20 protein-coding genes are annotated in these 20,412 nt (G+C 73.4%); 12 read left to right on the top strand and 8 right to left on the bottom strand.

What is annotated here, in order from left to right:
- Position 1 precedes the first annotated feature (1 nt).
- Positions 2-394 (top strand): hypothetical protein, encoded by a 393-nt coding sequence (locus tag HTZ77_RS39750; protein WP_175594940.1) that lies wholly within the window; start codon positions 2-4, stop codon positions 392-394.
- A 53-nt stretch (positions 395-447) separates the two neighbouring features.
- Here HTZ77_RS39750 and HTZ77_RS39745 read toward each other — a convergent pair whose 3' ends face one another.
- The gene (locus tag HTZ77_RS39745) at positions 448-969 is read right to left on the bottom strand and encodes a methylated-DNA--[protein]-cysteine S-methyltransferase (protein ID WP_175594939.1); all 522 of its coding nucleotides are present in this window, start codon (positions 967-969) and stop codon (positions 448-450) included.
- A 221-nt stretch (positions 970-1,190) separates the two neighbouring features.
- Between HTZ77_RS39745 and HTZ77_RS39740 the strand changes: the two genes are divergently transcribed.
- A complete protein-coding gene (locus tag HTZ77_RS39740) occupies positions 1,191-2,105 on the top strand; it encodes a ribonuclease Z (protein ID WP_175595042.1) in 915 nt (304 codons plus the stop codon).
- Between the two features lie 12 nt (positions 2,106-2,117).
- On the opposite strand, the gene HTZ77_RS39735 is transcribed toward HTZ77_RS39740, so the two are convergent.
- Together HTZ77_RS39735 and HTZ77_RS39730 are read right to left on the bottom strand one after the other, a co-directional pair.
- On the bottom strand, positions 2,118-2,471 hold the full coding sequence (locus HTZ77_RS39735) for a hypothetical protein (RefSeq protein ID WP_175594938.1): 354 nt from the start codon (positions 2,469-2,471) through the stop codon (positions 2,118-2,120).
- A gap of 46 nt (positions 2,472-2,517) precedes the next feature.
- On the bottom strand, positions 2,518-3,198 hold the full coding sequence (locus HTZ77_RS39730) for a class III extradiol ring-cleavage dioxygenase family protein (protein WP_175594937.1): 681 nt from the start codon (positions 3,196-3,198) through the stop codon (positions 2,518-2,520).
- Positions 3,199-3,391: 193 nt separating this feature from the next.
- On the opposite strand from HTZ77_RS39730, the gene HTZ77_RS39725 reads away from it, so the two are divergent.
- Positions 3,392-3,805, top strand: a complete 414-nt coding sequence (locus tag HTZ77_RS39725) for a VOC family protein (protein WP_175594936.1) — start codon at positions 3,392-3,394, stop codon at positions 3,803-3,805.
- Here HTZ77_RS39725 and HTZ77_RS39720 read toward each other — a convergent pair.
- Both HTZ77_RS39720 and HTZ77_RS39715 read right to left on the bottom strand, forming a co-directional pair.
- Positions 3,793-4,662 (bottom strand): isocitrate lyase/PEP mutase family protein, encoded by an 870-nt coding sequence (locus tag HTZ77_RS39720; protein WP_175594935.1) that lies wholly within the window; start codon positions 4,660-4,662, stop codon positions 3,793-3,795. The genes HTZ77_RS39725 and HTZ77_RS39720 overlap by 13 nt on opposite strands.
- Positions 4,663-4,739: 77 nt before the next feature.
- The gene (locus tag HTZ77_RS39715; protein ID WP_175594934.1) at positions 4,740-5,390 is read right to left on the bottom strand and encodes a hypothetical protein; all 651 of its coding nucleotides are present in this window, start codon (positions 5,388-5,390) and stop codon (positions 4,740-4,742) included.
- A gap of 208 nt (positions 5,391-5,598) precedes the next feature.
- Here HTZ77_RS39715 and HTZ77_RS39710 point away from each other — a divergent pair, with 208 nt between their 5' ends.
- Positions 5,599-6,306 carry a hypothetical protein gene (locus tag HTZ77_RS39710; RefSeq protein ID WP_175594933.1) on the top strand — a complete coding sequence of 236 codons (708 nt, stop codon included), beginning with the start codon at positions 5,599-5,601 and terminating at the stop codon, positions 6,304-6,306.
- Between the two features lie 19 nt (positions 6,307-6,325).
- On the opposite strand, the gene miaB is transcribed toward HTZ77_RS39710, so the two are convergent.
- Complete coding sequence (gene miaB / locus HTZ77_RS39705) at positions 6,326-7,822, bottom strand: tRNA (N6-isopentenyl adenosine(37)-C2)-methylthiotransferase MiaB (protein ID WP_175594932.1); 1,497 nt, start codon at positions 7,820-7,822, stop codon at positions 6,326-6,328.
- 136 nt (positions 7,823-7,958) lie between these two features.
- Between miaB and HTZ77_RS39700 the strand changes: the two genes are divergently transcribed.
- The 5 genes from HTZ77_RS39700 (at position 7,959) to HTZ77_RS39680 (ending at position 13,169) form a co-directional block, all read left to right on the top strand.
- On the top strand, positions 7,959-8,714 hold the full coding sequence (locus HTZ77_RS39700; RefSeq protein WP_281387389.1) for an amino acid ABC transporter ATP-binding protein: 756 nt from the start codon (positions 7,959-7,961) through the stop codon (positions 8,712-8,714).
- Between the two features lie 17 nt (positions 8,715-8,731).
- A complete protein-coding gene (locus tag HTZ77_RS39695) occupies positions 8,732-9,595 on the top strand; it encodes a glutamate ABC transporter substrate-binding protein (RefSeq protein WP_175594931.1) in 864 nt (287 codons plus the stop codon).
- Positions 9,596-9,653: 58 nt separating this feature from the next.
- Positions 9,654-10,322, top strand: a complete 669-nt coding sequence (locus HTZ77_RS39690; RefSeq protein ID WP_175594930.1) for an amino acid ABC transporter permease — start codon at positions 9,654-9,656, stop codon at positions 10,320-10,322.
- Entirely contained in the window at positions 10,319-11,224 is a 906-nt protein-coding gene (locus tag HTZ77_RS39685) for an amino acid ABC transporter permease (RefSeq protein WP_175594929.1), read from the top strand. The genes HTZ77_RS39690 and HTZ77_RS39685 overlap by 4 nt, the downstream gene beginning before the upstream one ends.
- Before the next feature lie 118 nt (positions 11,225-11,342).
- Positions 11,343-13,169: a S9 family peptidase gene (locus HTZ77_RS39680; RefSeq protein ID WP_175594928.1), complete on the top strand. Its 1,827-nt coding sequence runs from the start codon at positions 11,343-11,345 to the stop codon at positions 13,167-13,169.
- A gap of 6 nt (positions 13,170-13,175) precedes the next feature.
- On the opposite strand, the gene HTZ77_RS39675 is transcribed toward HTZ77_RS39680, so the two are convergent.
- On the bottom strand, positions 13,176-13,976 hold the full coding sequence (locus HTZ77_RS39675; protein ID WP_235995855.1) for an SDR family oxidoreductase: 801 nt from the start codon (positions 13,974-13,976) through the stop codon (positions 13,176-13,178).
- 151 nt (positions 13,977-14,127) lie between these two features.
- Between HTZ77_RS39675 and HTZ77_RS39670 the strand changes: the two genes are divergently transcribed.
- Genes HTZ77_RS39670 through HTZ77_RS39660 form a run of 3 tightly spaced genes read left to right on the top strand, consistent with a single transcriptional unit; the run spans position 14,128 to position 17,380 of the window.
- Positions 14,128-15,039 carry an ATP-binding cassette domain-containing protein gene (locus tag HTZ77_RS39670; RefSeq protein WP_175594926.1) on the top strand — a complete coding sequence of 304 codons (912 nt, stop codon included), beginning with the start codon at positions 14,128-14,130 and terminating at the stop codon, positions 15,037-15,039.
- Entirely contained in the window at positions 15,036-15,797 is a 762-nt protein-coding gene (locus tag HTZ77_RS39665) for an ABC transporter permease (RefSeq protein ID WP_175594925.1), read from the top strand. Before HTZ77_RS39670 ends, HTZ77_RS39665 begins: the two co-directional genes overlap by 4 nt.
- Entirely contained in the window at positions 15,794-17,380 is a 1,587-nt protein-coding gene (locus tag HTZ77_RS39660) for a CocE/NonD family hydrolase (RefSeq protein ID WP_175594924.1), read from the top strand. The genes HTZ77_RS39665 and HTZ77_RS39660 overlap by 4 nt, the downstream gene beginning before the upstream one ends.
- On the opposite strand, the gene HTZ77_RS39655 is transcribed toward HTZ77_RS39660, so the two are convergent.
- Positions 17,353-20,400, bottom strand: coding sequence for a BTAD domain-containing putative transcriptional regulator (locus tag HTZ77_RS39655; RefSeq protein WP_175594923.1), 3,048 nt, complete (start codon positions 20,398-20,400; stop codon positions 17,353-17,355). The two genes, HTZ77_RS39660 and HTZ77_RS39655, sit on opposite strands and share 28 nt — an antisense overlap.
- Positions 20,401-20,412: the final 12 nt, after the last annotated feature.

The raw sequence follows: 20,412 nt of genomic DNA, 5'->3' as shown, positions 1-20,412 counted from the left end.
GATGTCCATTCTCGAGAAGATCAAGGACATGTTCACCGCCCACGGCAAGCACCATCACGTGCCCGGCCAGGCCGGGGAGGCCGAGCGGCCGGCCGCGGAGCACGAGGACCTGCTGGACCGCCTGCGTGACCGCGTCTCGGACGCGACCGGTTCGGAAGCGCCGACATCGGAGCCGACATCGGGCGCGCCGGGATCGGAGACCGGCGCCGGCCGTAGCGGCCAGGGCACGGGCCAGGACATGGGCGACGAGACGACCGGCGGGCTGGCCGGCGCCGCCGGGGCCATGGGCGGCGCGACCGGCGCCGCCGCCGGAGGAGCCGTGGGCGGCGCCGCCCGTGAGAGCGCGGAGCACGACGGCGACGACGGCGGCCAGACGGAGGGCACCGAGGGCTGACGCCCCACGCGAGGCCACCGCGGGCGGCGGCGGGGAGGCGCTCAGAAGAGCGCTTAGAAGAGGTCGAGCAGGGTCGGCTGCAGATAGCCCTCGTGGGTCAGCAGCCAGCGCTTGGTCTCCACGCCCTCGCCGCCGCTGAACCCGCCGAGCCCGTTGCCCGCGATCACGCGGTGGCAGGGCACCACGATCGGGATCGGGTTGGAGCCCATGATGGAGCCGATCCCGCGGGCCGGCACGGCCGATCCGCTGCGCGCGGCCAGCTCCCCGTACGTCACCGCGCTGCCGTACGGCACCCGGTGGAGCGCCTGGAGCACCACGCGGCGCGAGCCCGACGTCAGCCGCCAGTCGACCGGCGTCTCGAACGCCCGCAGCTCGCCGGCGAAGTACGCCTCCAGCTCGGCGACCACCTGGGCCGTACGATCCGGGTCGCGCACCTCGGTGATGCCCGGCCCGAGGCGCTCGCGCGCCACCACCATGCCGCCCCAGCCGAGGGCGACGAGCCCCTCCTCGGTGACGGCGGGCACCAGCGTCCCCACCGGGCTCTGCACCTCGGCGAACGCCACTGTGGTCATCATGTCCTCGCGTCAGCTCGTGCGGCGCCGCCCGCGCGGCGCCTCTCTGTCACCGTAACTCCTACGGCTGGAAAATCCTTTCGAAGAGTGAACACCGATCGGCCCGCGCGGGATGCGGGGATCATCCCGGCCTTCGAGGCGGAGCGCCGACGAAGGATAAGCGGATGAGGGCCGGCGGGGGAGGTCGTACGATCCGGGGATGGAACTCCGCCGCCGGGCCCGTCATGTCGTCGCGTGAGCTGGTGGTGCTGGGCACCTCCAGCGCCGTCCCCACCCGGCACCGCAACCACAACGGCTACTTCCTGCGCTGGGACGGCCAGGGGTTCCTGTTCGACCCCGGCGAGGGCACGCAGCGGCAGATGGCGTACGCCGGGCTGAGCGCCAACGACGTGCACTGGCTGTGCGTGACGCACTTCCACGGCGACCACTGCCTCGGCGTCCCCGGCGTCGTGCAGCGCATCGCGCGCGACAAGGTGCGTCACCCGGTGCGCGCCGTGTTCCCCGCCTCCGGCCTGACCTACTGGCAGCGCCTGCGCCACGCCGCGGCCTTCGCCGACACGGACGTCATCGGCGAGCACCCCCTCGGCGGCGACCACGCGGTCCTCGGACAGCTCTCCGCCCGCCGCCTGTCGCACCCGGTCGAGTCGTACGGCTACCGCCTCCAGGAGCCGGCCGGCCGCCGCATGCTCCCCGACCGGCTGGCCGCCCACGGCATCGGCGGCGCGGAGATCGGCGAGCTCCAGCGCACCGGGTCGGTCAGGGGCGTCACCCTCGACCAGTGCAGCGTCCCGCGGCCCGGCCAGAGCTTCGCCTTCATCATGGACACCCGCCTCTGCGATGCGGTCTTCGAGCTGGCCGACCGCACCGACCTGCTCGTCATCGAGTCCACGTTCCTGTCGTCCGAGGAGGCCCTGGCGCACGAGTACGGGCACCTCACCGCCGAGCAGGCCGGCCTCGTCGCCGCCCGCGCCGGCGCCCGCCGCCTCGTCCTGACGCACTTCTCGGAGCGCTACGGCTTCGCCGACGAGCCCGCCTTCCTGGCCCAGGCGCGCCGCCACTACGACGGCGACGTGGTGGTGGCCCGCGACCTGACGACCGTTCCCGTCCCGAGCCGTCCCCGGCACCTGACCCTGGGCTGACGGCGGGTCCGGTCAGTCCTCGCCCTGCGACCAGGCGGCCACGGGAAGCGCGAGGTAGACGCCGAAGTCGTCCAGCCCGGTCGCGCCGGCGATGCCCTCGTGCAGCAGGTCCACGCGTTCCTGACGGTTGGCGGCCCGGCTCTCGAACCACTTCGACCGCACCTCGATCACGACGTCCAGGCCGCCGCGGTCCAGCGGGCCGTACGGCCGGAACCGCAGGTCCACGTCCCCCGGCTGCAGGTCGCCGTCGTAGGGCTCCTCGGGGCACTCCACGGCCTTGGAGACCAGGTGGGGCAGCGCCGAGGCGAGCTCGCGCAGCGTGGACTCGGCGACGTGCGGGGCGTAGGTGATCTCGACGAGCGGCATCGCACCAACCTAGCGCCACGCGTACGCGGGCGCGGACGCGGCGGGATCAGCTCCAGGCGGCCACGAAGTAGCCGACGCCGTAGGGGGCGACGTCGGCCAGCAGCCGTCCCTTGAGCGCCCCCGGGCCGCCCCGGCCCGCGGCGCCCGCGAGGACCTGCAGGGCCGCGCGCCCGGCCACCCACAGCTCCTCCGCCCGCTCCGGGTCGAGCCCCGCGAGCGCCGCCGCGTCGGCGTCGGCCACCGCCCGCACGAGCGTCCGGTGGTACGCCTCGGCGTCCGGGTGGTGGTAGCCCGGCGACTTCGCGGTCAGCCGGGCGGAGCCGTCGGCCATGACCAGCAACGCCACCCGGCCGTCCCGCGCCAGCGACTCCCCCAGCGCCAGGCAGCCGGCCGGCTCCGCGTCGAACGCCACGGCCTCGAACCCGTCCACCGGCCGCTCCCCCAGCAGCCGGCGGCCGATGGTCAGCGACAGCGGCAGCACCGGCTCGCCCTCGCCGACGACCACGTCCACGCCCCACGGGCGCAGGGTGCCCGCCGCCCCGCCGCCGTACGAGCCCGCGGACTCGGCGCCCCCCACCACGACGAGCCGGTCCGGGGCGGCGGCGTCGAGCTCGGCGAGCGCGTCGCGGCAGGCCGCGCGCAGGCCGTCCAGCTCGTGGGCGGCCGCACCGGCCAGCTCGGGGACCATCAGGGGCGGATGCGGGCAGACCGCCGCGGCGACAAGCACACGGTCAGCGTATGCCCACCCGGCGCTGTCCACGAGCAACGAGGCGCCCGCCCCCGGCCGCCTCGATCGGTCACGAGGCCGGGGCGCCGGGCTCGCCGAACCGATCAGGATCGAAGAAGCGACGGCCGCCGGGCCCCCGTAGCGTGACGCTCATGTGCGACAGCACTCACTCGTGGAACGAAGGAGACATGACATGAAGGCGCACGTCAGCTCGATCCTCCTCGGCGTCCGGGACATGGAGGCGTCCAAGCGGTTCTACACCGAGGGTCTCGGCTGGAAGGTCCAGCACGATTACGGCATCTCGGTGTTCTTCGAGCCGGACGGCGGCTCGCCCGTCGGCTTCTACGGCCGCGAGGGGCTGGCCGACCAGGTGGGCACGAGCCCGGAGGGCAGCGGTTTCAGCGGGCTGGTCCTCACCTACGTGGTCCGCAGCGAGGCGCGGGTCGACGAGATCATCGCGGAGGCCGAGAAGGCCGGCGCCACGATCCTCAAGCCCGCCGGTCCCCTGCCGTGGGGCGGATACGGCGGTTCCTTCGCCGACCTGGACGGCTACGTCTGGAGCCTCGGCTACAGCGCCCAGGGGGAGGACCAGCCCTACGCGGAGTAGCCGCGCGCGTAGGGGTCGCGCCCGGCGGCGATGGCCTGGAGGAGGCGCCTGGTGTGGGCGTGGACCGCCTGATGGAGGCCGTGGCCGAAGCTGATCCGGGCCACCCCCAGCTCCGCCAGCCTGGCCGTCGAGGGGGTCCCCGGCCGGAAGAGGACGTTCACCGGCGCCCCGATCTCCACGACCAGGCGCTCGATCTCCTTCTCACCGTCCGCCCCGATCGGGTAGACGCAGTCGGCGCCCGCGTCCAGGTAGCGCCGCGCCCGCTCCACGGCCGCCGCGCGGCTGCCGTCGCCGCCGAGGTACGTGTCCACGCGGGCGTTGATCACCAGCCGGGGCCCGGCGGCGGCCCGGAGCCGGGCCAGGAACTCCGCCTGCCGCTCCGGGTCGACGAGCTCGCCGGTACGCGGGTCGGAGTCCTCCAGGTTGCATCCGACGGCTCCGGCCGCCAGCAGCCGCTCGGCCAGCTCGGCGGGGTCGAGGCCGTAGCCGCGTTCGACGTCGGCGGTGACCGGCACCGGGACGGCCCTGGCGATGCGGCCGATCGCGGCCATCATCTCGGCGGCGGGCGTCCGTTCACCGTCCTCGTACCCGAGGACCGGCGCCACCGCCGCGCTGCCCGTGGCCACCACGGGGAACCCCTCCTCCACCACGGCGCGCGCCGAGGCGGCGTCCCAGGCGTTCGGCAGGACCAGGGGGGCGCCCGGCACGTGCAGCCGCCGCAGCAAGCCGGCGGCCGCTTCCGGGGAGCCCGCCGCCGGGGAGTCCGCCGGGGGCGCCTGGCCAGTCGCCGCGGGGGGCGTCTCGCCGGTCGCCGCCGGGCCGCCGGGCTGCTCGTCTTTCCTCGTACCGCGACTCATGCCGCGACCCTAGGCGCGCGGTGCTCCTGGTCCCAGGTCCACTGGACACTTGAAGGGACGAGCCACTTCGGTACGCCTCAGCAGCCGCTCCTGGAGCACTGGCCCGCGACCTGACCGGCCGGGCCGTCGGCGGCGCCGTCGGAGGGGTCGGCCTGCTGGTCCCGCGGCGGCTTGGCGGGCGAGGCCGTGGGCTTCTTCGCCGTGCCGGTCGTGCTGTCCTTGCCCGCCGAGCCCGTGTCGGACCGCGTGGTCGTGCCCGGGTCGGAGGGGCCCTTCGCGATGCCGGAGTCGCTGCCGGTGTCGGCCGTGCCGTCGGCGGCGGGGTCGTCGGTGACGGCGTCGCCCATGGCGGCCTCCTCGTCGTCCGCCAGCCCGTCGTCCGCCTCCGGGGAGCCCTGCCGGTCGCCGCCGCCCTGCTCGACCGTCCCGCCCCGCTGGACGGTTCCGCCCTGCCGGACGTCGCCGTTCTGCTGGGCGGTCCCGTTCCGCTGGGCGGTCCCGTTCTGCTGGGCGGTCCCGTTCCGCTGGGCGGTCCCGTTCTGCTGGGCGCCCGGGATGCCGCCTCCCGCCAGGACGAACCCGACGCCGCCCGCGGCGAGCACCGCCACGAGCGCCGACGCGGCGATGAGGATGGTCTTGCGGCTCTTGGGGCTGGTACGAGCGGGCCTGGGATCATCGCCCGGTCCTGTCAGGATCTCCTGGCGATCCGGCTCGTTCGGATCTTGCATCGTGGCACAACTCCCTGCGGTCGTATCGGGAAAGCTCGCCGGCTTCCGCGGGTGATGGACCACACTAGCCGCATCAGTGGAATGCTCGCCCACCGTTCACGCGACACATCACCAATCACGGGGGAATCACGACTTGTCTCGCCTCAAGGGCATTCGCGCAGGTAGTCAGGACCGCATGGCGCCGGCGGCGAGCGTGGCCGGAGTGCTCATGATCGCTGGATTGGGCGTCGTCCTGGCGTTCGTCGGCACCCCGCGGACCGCCCAGAAAAGCACGCCGGACAATGATCGGATAAACCTGCTCACCGGTGACGCGAGCATTTCCGCGACGCCTCGCGCCCGCCGGCAGGGACGGGCGGAGTGGCCCGGGGAGTGGCCGGCCGACTGGTCGGGCACCTCGCCGGGGCCCGCGTCGGGGCCCGCTCCGGCGCCGGTGGGCGTCCCCGCCCCGCCCGGCCCGGACAGGTGGCTCGAACGCGTCAGCCCGCCGGCCCGTCAGCGCGGCGACAGGCGGCGTCCGCCCAGGCTCGGGCTGCCTCCGGTGATGTCCCCGTGGGTCACGCCACCGCTGGAGGCGGCCGCGCCGTCCGTCACGGACACGCCCCGGGAGAGCGCGATGCCGGAGGCGCCGGACGACCCGGCGCCCGCCGCGCGGGTGGCCCCGTCGCCGTCTCCCGTCCCGGTCGCGCCCCCGCACCCCCACGCGACCTCCGTACCGGACGTCGCGGACGAGAGCGTGGCGCCGCCCGAGCCCGCCGAACGCCGCCGCCAGGACCCCGAGCCCGCCGAGCGCCGCCGCCCGGAACCGGCGGACACGGGACACACCGCGACCGCCGACCGGCTTCCCGCTCCCGACCCGTGCGCGACGTTCCCCGACGTCCGCCGGGACTACTGCTACCGCCTCCTCGGCGGCCGATGATCCTCGACGCCCACCCGGCTCATGCCGGGCAGCCGCCCACGGACGCGGCGGGCGCGACGGCCGGGCGGCCGATGGACGGCATGCCCAGCATGACGCCCTTGGCGCCCTCGGCGGAGGCGCCCTGACGGGCCTCCCAGGCGTCGCCGGCCCGGGTGCGGCGCAGCCCGAGGACCGCGCCGTCGGCCACCAGGTGGTGCGGCGCCGCGTAGGTGACCGCGACGGTCACCATGTCGCCGGGCCGCGGCGTCTCCTCGCCGACGGCGAAGTGGACCAGGCGGTTGTCGGGGGCGCGGCCGGACAGCCGCCGGGTGGCGTCGTCCTTGCGGCCCTCGCCCTCGGCGACCAGCACCTCCAGCGTGCGGCCGACCTGCTTCTTGTTCTCCTCCCAGGAGATCTCCTCCTGCAGCGCGACGAGCCGCTCGTAGCGCTCCTGGACGACCTCCTTGGGGATCTGGTCGTCCATGGTCGCCGCCGGGGTGCCGGGGCGGATGGAGTACTGGAAGGTGAAGGCGTTGGCGAAGCGGCTCTGCCGGACGACGTCGAGGGTGGCCTGGAAGTCCTCCTCGGTCTCGCCGGGGAAGCCGACGATGATGTCGGTGGAGATGGCCGCGTCGGGCATGGCGGCGCGGACCCGCTCGATGATCCCGAGGTAGCGCTCGGCGCGGTAGGAGCGGCGCATGGCCTTGAGGATCCGGTCGGAGCCCGACTGGAGCGGCATGTGGAGCTGGTGCATGACGTTGGGCGTCTCGGCCATGGCGGCGATCACGTCGTCGGTGAACGCGGCCGGGTGCGGGGAGGTGAAGCGGACCCGCTCCAGCCCCCCGACGCCGCCGCAGGCGCGCAGCAGCTTGCCGAACGCCAGCCGGTCGCCGAACTCGACGCCGTAGGTGTTGACGTTCTGGCCGAGCAGCGTGACCTCCAGCACGCCCTGCCCGACCAGGGTCTCGACCTCGGCGAGGACGTCGCCGGGACGCCGGTCCTTCTCCTTGCCGCGCAGCGACGGCACGATGCAGAACGTGCACGTGTTGTTGCAGCCGACGGAGATGGCCACCCAGGCGGCGTAGGCCGACTCGCGCTTGGTGGGCAGCGTCGAGGGGAAGACCTCGAGCGACTCCTTCAGCTCCACCTGCGCCTCGCCGGCGACGCGGGCCCGCTCCAGCAGCACCGGCAGCGAGCCGATGTTGTGGGTGCCGAACACGACGTCGACCCAGGGGGCCTTGCGGATGATCTCGCCCTGGTCCTTCTGCGCCAGGCAGCCGCCCACGGCGATCTGCATGCGCGGGTTGCCGACCTTGGCGGGACGCAGATGGCCGAGGTTGCCGTAGAGGCGGTTGTCGGCGTTCTCGCGCACGGCGCACGTGTTGAAGACGACCACGTCGGCGCTCTCGCCGTCGGCCGCGCGCACGTATCCGGCGTCCTCCAGCAAACCCGAAAGCCGTTCGGAGTCGTGCACGTTCATCTGGCACCCGTACGTGCGGACCTCGTACGTGCGGGGGCTCTCCTGGGTCACAGTCATGGCGCGTTCTAGGGTAGTCCTTGCACGGGGAAGAGATACCGCTCGGGCCCAAAAGTCCAGCTCGACGGCATGATGTGATCGGATCGGTACCACCTGGTTAGTGCGCAGCGTCCTAACGCACCCTAGGTTTTGACCCATGACGGAGAACGGGGACGTGACTCCACTGGTCAAGCTGGAGCACGTCGACAAGCACTTCGGGGCGTTGCATGTCCTGAGGGACATCAACCTGACCGTCTCCCGTGGCGAGGTCCTCGTCGTGATCGGCCCTTCGGGTAGCGGCAAGTCGACGCTCTGCCGGGCGATGAACCGGCTGGAGACGATAGACAGCGGGCAGATCATCTTCGACGGGCAGCCCCTGCCGGCCGAGGGCAAGGCGCTGGCGCGCCTGCGCTCCGAGGTCGGCATGGTGTTCCAGTCGTTCAACCTCTTCGCGCACAAGACGATCCGCGAGAACGTCACCCTGGGCCCGGTCAAGGTCCGCAAGGTGGCCAAGGACGCGGCGGACAGGCGCGCGATGGAGTTGCTGGAGCGCGTCGGGATCGCGGCCCAGGCGGACAAGTACCCCGCGCAGTTGTCCGGCGGGCAACAGCAACGGGTGGCGATCGCCAGGGCGCTCGCCATGGACCCGAAGATGATCCTGTTCGACGAGCCGACCTCCGCTCTGGACCCCGAAATGGTCCAGGAGGTGCTCGACGTCATGGTCGGGCTGGCACGTGACGGGATGACGATGGTGGTCGTCACGCATGAGATGGGGTTCGCCCGCAAGGCCGCCAACCGGGTGGTGTTCATGGCCGACGGGCAGATCGTGGAGGAGAACACCCCGGACGAGTTCTTCACCAACGCGCAGACCGACCGGGCGCGTGACTTCCTGTCGAAGATTCTCACGCACTGACTATTGAGGTGGTACACATGCACATGCGTCGAACCGGAGCAGTGCTCTCTATTGCGGCCCTCCTGGGCGGTGTGGCCGCGTGCGGGGGCGGTGACGACAAGACCTACGCCAGCGCGGTGGAGAAGATCCAGGGTGGCGGAAAAGTGGTCGTCGGCACCAAATGGGACCAGCCGAGCCTGGGCCTGAAGAAGGGCGCCGAGCCCGAGGGCTTCGACGTCGACGTGGCCAAGGCCGTGGTGAAGGAACTGGCCGGCGGCAAGGACGTCTCCATCGAATGGAAGGAGTCGAAGTCCGACAACCGCGAGCCGTTCCTGGCCAACGGCACGGTTGATCTGATCTTCGCCACCTACTCCATCACGGAGGCCCGCAAGCAGAAGGTCACCTTCGGCGGTCCGTACGTCATCGCCCACCAGGACGTGATGGTGCGCAAGGACGACTCCTCGATCAACACGCCGCAGGACCTCAAGGGCAAGAAGATCTGCAAGGCCGCGGGCTCCAACTCCTACAAGCGGATCACCGACCCGCCGCCGGACGGCCAGCTCGACCTCGACGCGACGACGGTCGACGCCGCCAGCTACTCCGAGTGCGTGCAGAAGCTGAACGGCAGCAACCTCGACGCGGTCACCACCGACGACCTGATCCTGGCGGGCTTCGCCAAGCAGGCGGGCGGCAACTTCAAGGTGCTGGGCCAGGGCTTCACGGACGAGAAGTACGGCATCGGCCTGAAGAAGGGCGACACCAAGACCTGCGAGGCCGTCAACACCGCGGTGAAGAAGCTGTGGGACAACGGCACCATGAAGCAGCTCCAGGAGAAGTGGTTCGGGGGCATCCAGGGCCTGAAGCTGACCGAGACCGCGCCGCCGGCCGAGGGTTGCGCCTAGTCACGTCCGAGGCGGCGGCCGGCGACCCGGCCGCCGCCGTCTTATGCGGTGGAGCACGATGGACGAACTGATTACCTACGCCCCCGAGCTAGCTCGGGGCTTCCTGGAGAACGTCAAGCTCTCGCTTGTGGCGCTGGTCGTCTCCTTCATCCTCGGCACGATCCTGGTGGCGATGCGCGTCTCCCCGACGCCGGTGCTGCGCGCCGCCGGCACGGTGTACGTCAACGTGGTGCGCAACACCCCGCTGACGCTGGTGCTGGCCTTCTCCGCGCTGGGGCTGAGCGACCAGCTCGGCCTGGTCTTCTCGGACCAGCCGGAGACGAACTCCTTCTGGATCGTGGGTCTGGGCCTGGGGGCCTACACCGCGGCCTTCGTCTGCGAGGCGCTGCGCGCCGGCATCAACACGGTGCCCATGGGGCAGGCCGAGGCGTCCCGGGCGATCGGGCTGACCTTCTTCCAGACCCTGACCATGATCATCCTGCCGCAGGCGTTCCGGGCGGTCATCGCCCCGCTGGGCAGCGTGGTCATCGCCATGATCAAGAACTCGACGGTCGCGACCGCCGGCGGCTTCCTCGCCGACTCCGCGGCGACGATGAAGATCGTCTTCGACACGACCGGCGCCTCGATCCCGATCTTCCTCGGTGTCATCGCGGCCTTCATGGTCCTGATCCTGCCGATCGGCTACTTCACCGGGTGGCTGTCGCGGAAGCTGGCGGTGGTCCGATGAGCACGAGCGTCCTGTTCGACGCCCCCGGGCCGCGCGCCCGCGTGCGCAACCACCTCCTCACGCTCGTCAGCGTCATCCTCGTGGCCGCCGTGCTGTACGGCGTCTACCGCGGCTTCGACGCCAAGGGCCAGTGGGAAGGCAAGATCTGGGAGCCGTTCATCCAGGCCGAGACCTGGCAGGTCTACATCATCCCGGGCCTGATCGGCACGCTGAAGGCCGCGGCCGCCGCCGCGGTGCTGGCGATGCTGTTCGGGGCGGTGTTCGGCCTGGCGCGGCTGTCGGACCACGCCTGGATCCGGGTCCCGGCGGGCCTCGTGGTCGAGGTCTTCCGCGCCATCCCGCTGCTGCTGCTGATCTTCTTCATCTTCTACCTGGCGCCCAGCGTGTTGGGCGGCGGCGACTACGCCTTCTTCGCGGTCGTGCTCGGCCTGACCCTCTACAACGGGTCGGTGCTGGCCGAGATCGTGCGGGCCGGCGTGCTGTCGGTCGCCCGGGGCCAGTCGGAGGCCGGCTACGCGATCGGCATGCGCAAGAACCAGGTGATGCGGATGGTGCTGCTCCCGCAGGCCATCACGGTGATGATGCCGGCGATCGTCAGCCAGCTCGTGGTGCTGCTCAAGGACACCGCGCTCGGCTACATCATCGCGTACGTCGACCTGCTCAACACCGGCTTCAAGATCCTGCCCGCGGTGTTCTTCGGCTCGCTGATCCCGGCGGCCATCGTCATCGGGATCATCTACGTGGCGCTCAACATGTCGCTGAGCTACCTGGCGACCTGGCTGGAGCGGCGCACGCGGCGCAGCCGCAAGGTGACGGCCGGTCCCGTCGAGCCGCCCGGCGCCATGGCGGCGGTGGGCGCCGGCCAGCCGACCGGCGGCGGCGATCTGCCCATCGTGGACTGACGCCCTCCGGGGCGCGGGTTCGAGAGGGGCGGTCACCTGCCGAGGTGACCGCCCCTCGCCGTTCACCTGCTCGGGTGACCGACCTTCACCGTCGCCGATCTTCCGGCAGGATGCCCCTATGCCCTTCTGGCCCTCCCCCATCTCCACGACCGACGTCGCCCGGTCCGGGCTCCGTCCGTCCTGGCCCGTCGCCCGTGACGGGCAGGTGTGGTGGACCGAGGACCGGCCCGACGAGGGCGGGCGCACGACGATCGTGCGCCGCGCCGCCGACGGCACCCACGACGAGCTGCTGGCCGCGCCGTGGTGCGCGCGCACCCGGGTCCACGAGTACGGCGGGCGGCCCTACGCGGTGACGCCCTCCGGCGAGGTGGTCTTCTGCAACCTCGCCGACCAGCGGCTCTATCTCGGCCACGACAACCCCGTCCCGCTCACCCCGGCGGGCGACGGCTCCCGCTACGCCGACCCGCTCGTGCGCGACGGCCGGGTGTGGTGCGTGCGCGAACGCCACCACGACGCCAAGGTGACCCGCTCCATCGTCTCCCTCGCCCTCGACGCCCCGGGCGACCTCCGTGAGCACGTCACCGGCGCCGACTTCTACGCCTTCCCCGCTCTCTCCCCCGACGGGCGCCACCTGGCCTTCGTCTGCTGGGACCATCCCCTCATGCCCTGGGACGGCACGGAGCTGCGCGTCACCCGACTGTCCGACGGCGCCACGTGGACCGTCGCGGGCGGCCCGTCCGAGTCGGTCCTGGCGCCCCAGTGGAAGGACGACGGTCACCTCTACCTGGTCTCCGACCGCTCCGGCTGGTGGAACCTGCACGAGGTGCCGGTGCACGGCGGGCCCTCCCGGGCCCTGCACCCGGCCGAGGAGGAGTTCGCGGGGCCGCTGTGGCGGCTGGGCGGGGCGCCGTACACCGTGCTCGGCGACGGGCGGCTCGCGGTGCTGCACGGCCGCGGCGAGCTGCGGCTCGGCCTGCTCGACCCGCGGACGGGGGCGCTGCGCGACCTCGAAGCGCCCTGCGAGGGGTGGGACCCGGCACTGGCCGCCGACGGCGGCGCGGTGGTCGGGATCGGGTACGGTCCCACGGCGCCGCGGGCCGTCCTGCGGGTCGAGACCGCGACGGGCCGCGCCGAGACGCTGGCGCGTGACGCCGAGCGGCTGCCCGACCCGGCCTGGCTGCCGTCGCCCCGGGCGGTGGAGCTGCCCGGCCGCGAGGGCCGCCGCGTCCACGCCCACCTCTACCCGCCGACCGGCGGCGAGCCGGGCGCGCCCCCGCCGTACGTCGTCTTCGTGCACGGCGGGCCGACCGCGCACGCGGGCACCGCGCTCGACCTGGAGAAGGCCCTGCTCACCTCGCGCGGCATCGGCGTGCTCGACGTGGACTACGGCGGCTCCACCGGCTACGGCCGGGCCTACCGCGAGCTGCTGCGGGGCCGGTGGGGCGTCGTCGACGTCGAGGACGTCGTCGCGGCGGCCGAGTGGCTGGCCACCGAGGGCCTGGCCGACCCCGCGCGGGTCGCCGTGCGCGGCGGCAGCGCGGGCGGCTGGACCGTGATGGCCGCCTGCTGCCGGTCGGGCGTGTTCGCGGGCGGCGTCTCCTACTACGGCGTCAGCGCCCTGGCCCCGCTCGTCACCCACACCCACGACTTCGAGTCGCGCTACGTGGAGTGGCTGGTCGGCCCGGAGGACACCGGTCTGTACGCCGCGCGCGAGCCGCTCGCCCTGGTCGGCGGGGTGACCTGCCCCATGCTGCTCCTGCAGGGGCTCGACGACCCGATCGTGCCGCCCGAGCAGTCGGCGGCCTTCGCCGACGCCCTGGCGGAGCGCGGGGTGCCGTGCACGTATCTCGCGTTCGAGGGCGAGTCGCACGGCTTCCGCCGCGCGGAGACCCGGGCCACCGCCCTCGCCGCCGAGCTGGCCTTCTACCAGCAGATCTTCAGCTGACCAGGGTCAGCCCTTGCGCCACTCCCCCGATCCGAGCGCGCCGGCGGCCTGCGGTCCCATCAGGCCGAGCCCGCCGTCCACGAACACCGTCGACCCGGTCACGTACGACGCCGCCGGGCTCGCCAGGAACGCCACCACGGCGGCCACCTCGTGCGCGTCGCCCGGCCGGTTGATCGGGTAGCCGGGTCTGGTGCCGGTCTGCGGCGGCAGGTCGTCCTGGCCGGTCATGGGTGTGGCGATCTCGCCCGGGGCCACGGTGTTGACGGTGATCCCGTACTCCGACAGCTCCAGCGCGAGGACCCGGCTGAGCATCCGCAGGCCGCCCTTGGCCGCGCAGTACGGGCCCGCGCCCACCCGGGGGTACTCCTCGTGGACGCTGGTCACGCTCACGATGCGCCCGCCGCGGCCCGTCTGGATCATCCGCCGGGCGGCCCGCTGCGCGCACAGGAACGGCCCGTCGAGGTCCACCGCGACGACCGACCGCCAGCGCTCGTAGTCCATGTCGAGCAGCGGCTCGGAGCTGCCGGTGCCCGCGTTGTTGACCAGCACGCCGAGACCGCCCAGCTCCTCGGCGAGGTCGTCCACGATCTGCGCGGCGGCCACGGGGTCGGTCAGGTCGTGCCGGCGCACGGTGGCGGCCTTGCCCAGGTCGCGCACCTGCTTGGCGGTGTCCTCGGCTCCGTCGCTGTCGGAGTGGAAGGTGATCCCGATGTCGAACCCCTGCTCGGCCAGTGTCACCGCGGTGGCCTTGCCGATGCCGGAGTCGGCTCCCGTGATGATCGCGACCCGGTCGTACCCCTCGGTCATGACGCTCCCCTCGTCGATGTGGCGCGACATGCGCCGGCCGGCGGCTCTCCAGCCCCCCTGCCCGCGAACGGCCCACGTCTACCGGCACGCACCATCTCCCTGACAGGTCGATGCCAGGAGGATGCCAGCGGGCCCGGACACCGTGGGGGACATGACCTACGCGATCGAAGCCGAAGGGCTCGTCAAGAGATACGGCGACAAGCCCGCGCTCGACGGCGTCGACCTGAGGGCCGGGACCGGAGCCGTGCTCGGCGTCCTGGGCCCGAACGGCGCGGGCAAGACCACGGCGGTCCGCATCCTCGCCACCCTGGCCGCCCCGGACGCGGGCCGCGCCCTGGTCGGCGGGTACGACGTGACCCGCCAGGCCGGGAAGGTACGCGAGCTGATCGGCCTGACCGGCCAGTACGCCTCGGTCGACGAGAAGCTGACCGGCACCCAGAACCTGCTGCTGATGGGCCGCCTGCTCGGCCTGTCCAGGCCGGCGGCCCGGGCCAGGGCGGCGGAGCTGCTGGCCCGCTTCGGCCTGGAGGAGGCGGCCGGCCGCGCGGCGAGCGGCTATTCGGGCGGCATGCGCCGCCGCCTCGACCTGGCGGTCAGCCTGGTGAGCCGCCCGCGCGTCCTGTTCCTCGACGAGCCGACCACGGGGCTCGACCCGCACGCCCGCGGCGAGCTGTGGGACGCGGTCAGGGAGCTGACCGCCGACGGCGTGACCGTGCTGCTGACCACCCAGTACCTGGAGGAGGCCGACCAGCTCGCCGACGACCTGCTGGTCATCGACCGGGGCCGGGTCGCCGCCGCCGGGACGCCCGGCGAGCTGAAGGCGCTGGCGGGCGGGCACCGGCTCGACGTCAGGCCGCTGCGCGCCGCCGACCTGGAGAAGGCCGGGACGATCCTCGGCGCGAAGGCCGTGGACGGCGTGGTGAGCGTCCCGGTGCACGACCTGTCCGAGCCGCCCGCCGCGCTGCGGGCCCTCGACGACGCGGGCATCGTGCTCGCCGAGCACGCCCTGCGCCTGCCCTCACTGGACGACGTCTTCCTCACCCTGACCGGGGAGCACCGATGACCACCGCGATCTCCCAAGGGCTGACGCTGGCCTGGCGCAGCCTGATCCCGCTCAGGAACAGCCCCGGCCAGCTCCTGGGCATGCTGTTCCAGCCCGTCTTCATGATCGTCATCTTCGTGTACCTGTTCGGCGGCGCGGCCGGGGGCGACCGCGCGGGGGCGGTGGCGTACATGCTGCCCGGCGTGCTCGTCCAGGTGGCGCTGATGTCGACGATCACCACCGGCATGAACCTGGCCGCCGACATCGGCAACGGCGTGTTCGACAGGTTCAGGACCATGCCGATCGCCAGGTCGGCGCCCCTCGCGGGACGCGTCCTGGCGGACCTGCTCACGCTGCTGATCACGATCGTGATGTCCATGATCGTGGGGTACGCCGTCGGCTTCCGCGTCACGACGGACCCGCTCGGCGCGCTGGCGGGGCTCGGCCTGGTCCTGCTGCTGGCCATGGCGCTGAGCTGGGGCTCGGCCTGGATCGGGCTGGTGGCCAGGTCCGTCACGTCGATGCAGGGCATCTCGACGGCCGTCCTGCTGCCCCTCACGTTCGGCAGCAGCGCCTTCGTGCCCGCCACCGACATGCCCGGCTGGCTGTCCTGGTGGATGTCCGTCAACCCCGTCTCCCACCTGGCCGGCGCCCTGCGCGGGCTCCTGACCGGCGGCCCGCACGGCTCGGACGTGTGGATCACGCTCGGCTGGACCGCCGCGTTCCTTGTCCTCTTCGTCCCCCTTGCCCTTCGCGCCTACAACAGGAGAGTCCGATGATCGAGACCACCGAGACCATGACCACGCGTGACGGCGTCGAGCTCGTGGCGACGCTGTGGCGGCCCGACGTGGACGGGCGCTTCCCCGTGCTGCTGTCACGCACCCCGTACGGCAGGGCCGTCGAGGGCCCGGGATTCCACCTCGACGTCCCCCGCCTCGTGGCCGCCGGGTACGCGGTCGTCCTCCAGGACGTGCGCGGCACCGGCGCCTCGCAGGGCGAGTTCCGGTTCATCAGCGGCGAGGCGGCCGACGGCTACGACGCGGTCCGGTGGGCGGCGACCGCGCCATGGTCCGACGGAAATGTCGGGATGTACGGGGACTCGTACCTGGGCATCACCCAGTTGCTCGCGGCCCAGGAGCGGCCGGAGGGCCTGCGGGCGATCGCGCCGCACGTCTCCCCGGCCGGGCTGTACGCGTGCGTCTACCAGCCGGGCGGCGTCCCCAACCTCAACATCATCCTCACCGTCAGCGCGATGGTGCTCGCCCTGGGCGAGCTGGACCGCCGGATCTCCCTGGGCACGGCCACGCAGGAGGACAAGGACAGGTACGTGGCGGCCATCGGCCTGCCCTACCAGCTCGGCGAGCGCCTGCAGGAGCTGTCCGAGCGGCTGCCGCTCAGCGACCAGCCGCTGCTGGCGGACCTGGTGCCCTTCTACGCCGCGTGGATGAGCCACCCCGACCCGCGCGACCCGCTCTGGCGGGGCGGGGCCGTCGACCACTCCAGGATCGAGGTGCCGGCGCTGGTCAGCACCGGCTGGTACGACTACTTCCGCGACGCCTCCATCGAGCACTACGAGCGGCTGCGCGGCGAGTCCCGGCTGATCGTGGGCCCGTGGACGCACTTCTCGCACGACCGCGACATCTGCGGGCGCGACTACGGCGACCAGGCGAGCCACGAGGCCGTCGACTGGACCGGGGTGCACCTCGACTGGTTCGGCCACTGGCTGCGCGGGGCGCCGATGCGCGACCGGGCTCGCGTGAAGATCTTCGTGATGGGCGACGACGCCTGGCACGAGGAGGACGACTGGCCGATCGCGCGGGCCCGCCGCGTCCCGTACCACCTGGGCTTCGACGGGACACTGAGCACGCGGCCGGGGGCGGGCGGCGAGGCCGGGTTCGTCAGCGACCCCGGCGACCCGGTGCCGACCCTCGGCGGGGCGGTCATGACGTTCGACGCGTTCGGCCCGCTCGACCAGCGGCCCCTCGACGAGCGCGGCGACGTGCTGCGCCACCTGAGCGAGCCGCTCGGCGCGCGGGTGGAGGTGAGCGGCGAGGTCGAGCTGGTGGCGCGCGTCTCCTCCACCGCCCCGAGCACGGACGTCACGGCCAAGCTGATCGACGTCCACCCCGACGGGCGGGCCGAGCTGCTGACCGACGGCGTCGCGCGGGTGGAGGACCTGGAGCCGGGCGAGGTGCGCGAGGTCACGGTGCGGCTCGGCGCGATCGCGAACGCGTTCCGGCCGGGCCACCGCATCAGGATCGACGTGGCGGGCTCGAACTTCCCCAGGTTCGGCCGGAATCCGGAGAAGGGCACCACCACGCTGCACGGCCCGTCCTACGTCGTGCTGCCCACCATCCCGTAGACCTCGTCCCTAGACATGGCCGCGCCCTTGGCGAAGCACTCCTCGAAGTGCTCGTCACCGAGCGCGGCCCTGGCCGTCTCCAGGCCCTGCGAGGTGTCGAGCGAGGTGTCGCGCGGCTCGACCGCCGACGACGCGCCGAACAGCACGGCGGCCCGCTCCTGATCGCCCGTGGCCTGCGCGGCCAGCGCGAACCCGGCCAGCACCAGCGACAGCAGCGGCCGGTCGGGGTCGCCCTGGCCGAGCGCTCCGAGGGCCAGGCGGTGCTGCTCGATCGCGGCGTCCGGCTCGCCGGCCTGTGCCAGCGCCCGGCCGTAGCCGGTCCTGAGCCCGGCGGCGAGCTGCACCATCGGCGGGGCCTGCGCGAGCAGGTCGAGCAGGCCGCGGTAGATCTCCAGCCCGCGGTCCTGCTCGCCGCGCCGGCAGGCGTACGCGGCCTCGCCCATCCCGAGCAGGATCAGCGAGTGCGGCGTGGTCTCCGCGTCCACACCGGCCCTCGCCCTGGCCAGGTCCTCGCCCGCGCCATCGAGATCGCCGCCACGCATGCGCAGCTCCGCCAGCCTGATCAGGGTCGAGATCGCCTCGTCGGCGCCGACCCAGCGGCTGGTCATGCCCCAGACCTCGGCGATGAGGTCGTCGGTCGGCGCGCCCCTGGCGGCCCGCAGCTCGGCCAGTCCCAGGAGCGCCTCGGTCAGCCCCCAGCGGTCGCCGAGCTTCCTGAACCCGGCCACCGCCCGTTCGAGGTTCTCCTCGGTGCGGTTGCCCGGGCCGCCCCCGATCATGAGGGCGGAGCTGGACAGCCAGGGATCGTCGCTCTCGACGTACCCTTCGAGCAGGTCGACCGCCACGTCGTGGCGGCCCGCGACGGCGGCCATGACGGCCCTGCTGAGCCTGAGCATCGGGTGCAGCGGCCCCTCCCGCTCGGCCACCCCGACCAGCAGGTCCATCCGGTGCGACAGCGCCAGCATGGCGGGCCGGTCGTTGACCATTGTGCCGAGCATGGACAGGCCGTGCGCGAACATGCAGGACGTGTAGGCCGCGGCCAGCCCGGGCGGCGGCTCGTCGCCCGCCAGGTCGAGCACCTGCGCGGCCCAGGTCGTGGCCTCCCGCCGGTAGCCGCACATCCACCAGTACCAGTTGAGCGCTCCGCACAGCCGCAGCGCGGTCTCGACGTCCCGCTCGTCCACCACCCAGCGCAGGGCGGCGGCGAAGTCGTCGCGCTCGGGCACCATCCGCTCCAGCCAGGCGGTCTGCGCGGCCGTACGCAGCTCGGGCACCGCCCGCTCGGCCAGGTCCAGCAGGTACGCCGCGTGCCGCCGCCGGTACTCGCCGACCTCGCCCGCCTCGGCCAGCCGTTCGAGCGCGTAGGCACGGATGGTCTCCAGCATCGACAAGCGGCCCTCGGGCGAGACCTGGACCAGCGACTTGTCGGCGAGCGCGCCCAGCACCTCCGCCGCTCCCCCGCAGACCGCCTCGACCGCCTCCAGCGTCGCGCCGCCCGCGAACACGCCGAGCCGCCTGGCCAGCACCCGCTCCTCCGCCTCCAGCAGGTCCCAGCTCCACTCCACGACCGCTCTGAGCGTCTGCTGGCGCGGCAGCGCGGTCCTGCTGCCGCCGGTGAGCAGCTTGAACCGGTCGTCGATGCGGTCGGCGAGCTGCCGCGGCGTCATGGTGCGCAGGCGGGCCGCGGCCAGCTCGATGGCCAGCGGCATGCCGTCCAGCCTGCGGCAGAGCGCCACCACGGCGGCCACGTTCTCGGCGTCGATCGCGAACCCGGGCCGGGCCGCGCAGGCCCGGTCCAGCAGCAGCCGGACCGACGGGTACGCCTCCGCCCGCGCGGGGTCCGCGCCGACCGGCGGCGGCGCGAGCGGCGGGATGGGCGCCAGGTGCTCGCCCGGGACGTTGAGCGGCTCCCTGCTCGTGGCCAGCACCCGCAGGTCGGGGCACGCGGTGAGCAGCCGCTCGGCCAGCTCGGCGGCGGCGTCGACGAGGTGCTCGCAGTTGTCCAGCACGAGCAGCGCGGACCGGCCCGCGACGGCCTCGGCCACCTGCGCCACCGGGTCGCCTCCGCCCGCGGGCATGCGGTACGGAGGGTGGTCGTCGCGCAGCCCCAGCGCGTCGAGCATGGTGCCGGCGACCTCCTCCGGGTCGCTGACCGGGGCCAGCTCGACCATCCAGGCCGCTTCGGCGGAGCGCAGCGCCACCTCGGTGGCCAGCCTGGTCTTGCCCGCGCCACCCGGGCCGACCAGCGTGACGACCCTGGCCCGGCCGAGCAGGGCGGCGAGCTGGTCCAGCTCGGCCTCGCGGCCGATGAAGCTGGTCCTGGGGGCCCGTACGTTGCCTCTCTGCCGGGCCGGGGCCTGGGGCTCCGGGACGGGGACGTCTCCCGAGACGACCGCGAGGTGGGCGGCACGCAGCTCGGGCCCGGGATCGACGCCCAGCTCGTCGGCGAGCGTGCGGCGGGTGCGTTCGAACAGCTCCAGCGCCTCGGCCTGCCGCCCCTCGGCGGCCAGCGCCCGCATGGCCAGGGCGGCCAGCCGCTCGCGCAGCGGGTGCGCGGCGACCTCCGCGGTCAGCTCGACCGGCGCCCCGGCCGCCAGCCGCGCCTCGGCACGGGCCTCGACGGCGGCGAGGCGATCCTGCTCCAGGGCGGCGGCCGCGTTCGCCAGGAGCGGCACCGAGGTGAGGTCCGCCAGCGCCGGTCCCCGCCAGAGCTCCAGCCCCTCCCCGTTCCTGGCCGTCCTCCTGAACCGGATCGCGTCCACGTCGTCCGGATCCACGGCCAGCGCGTAACCGCCCGGCCTGCTCTCCACCACCTCGTACGGGCGCAGCGCCGCCCGCAGCCGCTTGACCAGCGTCTGGAGGGCGTTGGCCGCGTTGGCGGGGGGCTCGTCCGGCCACAGGGCGTCGATCAGCCGCTCGGCGGTGACGGTACGGCCGGCGTCCAGGGCCAGGACGGCCAGCAGCGCCCGCAACCGGACCCCGCCGACCGCGACCGGTCCCTCGTCGCCCTCGACCTCCAACGGCCCAAGGAT

Source organism: Nonomuraea montanisoli, assembly GCF_013363975.1.
In the GTDB taxonomy this organism is placed as follows: Bacteria; Actinomycetota; Actinomycetes; order Streptosporangiales; family Streptosporangiaceae; genus Nonomuraea; species Nonomuraea montanisoli.
The sequence above is the reverse complement of the archived record's forward strand: the minus strand, read 5'-3'. Positions and strand labels throughout refer to the sequence as shown.

Coding starts and splice junctions, on each gene's coding strand:
- HTZ77_RS39750 (WP_175594940.1), top strand. CDS start 2: ATGTCCATTCTCGAGAAGATCAAGGACATGTTCACCGCCCACGGCAAG.
- HTZ77_RS39745 (WP_175594939.1), bottom strand. CDS start 969: ATGATGACCACAGTGGCGTTCGCCGAGGTGCAGAGCCCGGTGGGGACG.
- HTZ77_RS39740 (WP_175595042.1), top strand. CDS start 1,191: ATGTCGTCGCGTGAGCTGGTGGTGCTGGGCACCTCCAGCGCCGTCCCC.
- HTZ77_RS39735 (WP_175594938.1), bottom strand. CDS start 2,471: ATGCCGCTCGTCGAGATCACCTACGCCCCGCACGTCGCCGAGTCCACG.
- HTZ77_RS39725 (WP_175594936.1), top strand. CDS start 3,392: ATGAAGGCGCACGTCAGCTCGATCCTCCTCGGCGTCCGGGACATGGAG.
- HTZ77_RS39720 (WP_175594935.1), bottom strand. CDS start 4,662: ATGAGTCGCGGTACGAGGAAAGACGAGCAGCCCGGCGGCCCGGCGGCG.
- HTZ77_RS39715 (WP_175594934.1), bottom strand. CDS start 5,390: ATGCAAGATCCGAACGAGCCGGATCGCCAGGAGATCCTGACAGGACCG.
- HTZ77_RS39710 (WP_175594933.1), top strand. CDS start 5,599: ATGATCGCTGGATTGGGCGTCGTCCTGGCGTTCGTCGGCACCCCGCGG.
- miaB (WP_175594932.1), bottom strand. CDS start 7,822: ATGACTGTGACCCAGGAGAGCCCCCGCACGTACGAGGTCCGCACGTAC.
- HTZ77_RS39700 (WP_281387389.1), top strand. CDS start 7,959: ATGACGGAGAACGGGGACGTGACTCCACTGGTCAAGCTGGAGCACGTC.
- HTZ77_RS39695 (WP_175594931.1), top strand. CDS start 8,732: ATGCACATGCGTCGAACCGGAGCAGTGCTCTCTATTGCGGCCCTCCTG.
- HTZ77_RS39690 (WP_175594930.1), top strand. CDS start 9,654: ATGGACGAACTGATTACCTACGCCCCCGAGCTAGCTCGGGGCTTCCTG.
- HTZ77_RS39685 (WP_175594929.1), top strand. CDS start 10,319: ATGAGCACGAGCGTCCTGTTCGACGCCCCCGGGCCGCGCGCCCGCGTG.
- HTZ77_RS39680 (WP_175594928.1), top strand. CDS start 11,343: ATGCCCTTCTGGCCCTCCCCCATCTCCACGACCGACGTCGCCCGGTCC.
- HTZ77_RS39675 (WP_235995855.1), bottom strand. CDS start 13,976: ATGACCGAGGGGTACGACCGGGTCGCGATCATCACGGGAGCCGACTCC.
- HTZ77_RS39670 (WP_175594926.1), top strand. CDS start 14,128: ATGACCTACGCGATCGAAGCCGAAGGGCTCGTCAAGAGATACGGCGAC.
- HTZ77_RS39665 (WP_175594925.1), top strand. CDS start 15,036: ATGACCACCGCGATCTCCCAAGGGCTGACGCTGGCCTGGCGCAGCCTG.
- HTZ77_RS39660 (WP_175594924.1), top strand. CDS start 15,794: ATGATCGAGACCACCGAGACCATGACCACGCGTGACGGCGTCGAGCTC.